This is a genomic window from Gammaproteobacteria bacterium (assembly GCA_003696665.1).
GTDB lineage: Bacteria > Pseudomonadota > Gammaproteobacteria > Enterobacterales.
Map to the genome: position 1 here is coordinate 1 of RFGJ01000589.1, position 1,858 is coordinate 1,858.

The following is a 1,858-nucleotide window of genomic DNA, read 5'->3' on the forward strand; positions in this document are numbered from 1 at the left end:
ACGGTACCACGGGCGCCTCGTTGCAACTGCACGCGCCATGGTTGGTCCCGCACTTGCGGAAGAAATTGTGCAAGATGCTTGGATTAGCGCGATACGTGCGCTGCCAAAGTTTGAAAAGCGCTCCAGCCTGTATACTTGGCTGACGCGGATTGTCATCAACGAATGCAAAAATTATCTGCGCAAGGAAGATCGTTATCGTTCTCTGGAGGCAATGGGATTTGATGCTTCGGATCCCTATGCCAAGCAGTTCGATGACAAAGGGCATTGGGCCTCTGGGCCTGTCGCGTGGCATATTGATACCCCGGACGACTTACTGTCCACTGAGCAGCTTAACGAATGTATTTCGCTGACCTTGCAAAAACTACCGCCGTTGCAACGTGCTGCTTTCGTGCTGAAGAATTTACAAGGACTTGATTATGACGACATTTGTAACATTTTAGCGGTGTCATCTTCCAACGTAAGAGTACTTCTTCATCGGGCGAAAGCCACCTTGATGAAAACCATTGAACATTATCAGGTCACTGGACAATGTCACCAATAACCTGTCGAGAAGTGTATCAATTGGCCTTCGACTTGATCGATGGTGATTTGACGAATACAGAAAAACTCAAACTTTGGTTTCACTTGCTGTTGTGCCGTCATTGCCGCCGTTTCGTTCGTCACGCGCAGGTGACCATGGATTATGTCGGCAAACATCCTGAGCTGGTTGCCTGGCAAGCGATTGATGTGGACGATGCCACCATGGATGCCCTCGTTGAGACATTATTGGCGAAAGAAGAGAAAAAAAAGAATGATCCATAAGTGCGAGCTTGTTACGATTTGTTCTGGATTCCCATCTGTACACTTTTAATATGAGTGACACAGCCCTCGAACAGTTTATTCGAAAACTACGTGATCATCTTCCTGAGACAGCCATCCGGCAAGACCCGAGCACACTTGCTTATTATGGAACTGACTGGACGCGTTTTGTGACGCCCCAGGCGAGTGCGGTGATTTTTCCGGGAAGTACCGAAGATGTACAGCGCATTGTATTGGCCGCCAATGAGCATCAAATCGCTCTGGTACCATCCGGTGGTCGGACGGGACTTAGCGGTGGTGCTGTGGCTGCCAATGGTGAGGTGGTTGTCTCGATGGAGCGTCTGAATCATATTGGCGAAGTCAACATCATTGAGAGAACCATAACAGTCGGCGCGGGTGCGATTACCGCCAATGTGCAAGAAGCCGCAAAAGCGCACGGACTCTTTTTTCCGGTTAATTTTGCATCAGCTGGCTCAAGCCAGATTGGCGGCAATATCGCGACGAATGCTGGTGGCATTAATGTGATTCGTTACGGAAACATTCGTCGCTGGGTAGCCGGCTTGACCGTTGTCACTGGTCGTGGCGATTGTTTGCGCCTTGGTAAAGGGCTGATTAAAGATGCAACCGGCTATGATTTGCGTCATTTGTTCATTGGCTCGGAAGGAACGCTCGGTATGATTACCGAAGCGGAACTGTGGCTGACAGCACCACCGCCAAACACACAAGTCGTTGTGTTGGCTGTTGCACAATTTTCGGACGTGATGTCGGTCTTACAAGCATTCCGAGAAAAGTTGAATTTACAAGCATTTGAGTTTTTTTCATCGGTCGCCCTTAAACATGTCACACGGCATCGTAACTTACCGCCATTGGGCTTGGCGCCGACACCGTACTATGTGTTGCTCGAAGTGGAGCAACCATCGGTTCAGTCGGAAAATGATCTAATGACATGCTTTGAACAATGTGTCGAGCAAGGCTGGGTTGTCGACGGCGTGGCAAGCCAGTCAGAGCAACAAAAAGCGATGCTGTGGCAGTATCGTGAAGGCATTAGCGAATCCATCTC

The 1,858-nt window shown here is 49.4% G+C and carries 3 protein-coding genes; all 3 read left to right on the forward strand.

From position 1 onward, the window contains the following. The coding region (locus tag D6694_14335; GenBank protein ID RMH35889.1) for an RNA polymerase sigma factor at positions 1-541 on the forward strand (541 nt) is incomplete at its 5' end. Then, entirely contained in the window at positions 529-801 is a 273-nt protein-coding gene (locus D6694_14340; protein RMH35890.1) for a hypothetical protein, read from the forward strand. The genes D6694_14335 and D6694_14340, both read left to right, overlap by 13 nt. Positions 802-851: 50 nt before the next feature. Beyond that, positions 852-1,858, forward strand: a 1,007-nt coding sequence (locus D6694_14345) for an FAD-binding oxidoreductase (GenBank protein RMH35891.1), incomplete at its 3' end; no start/stop codon positions are given.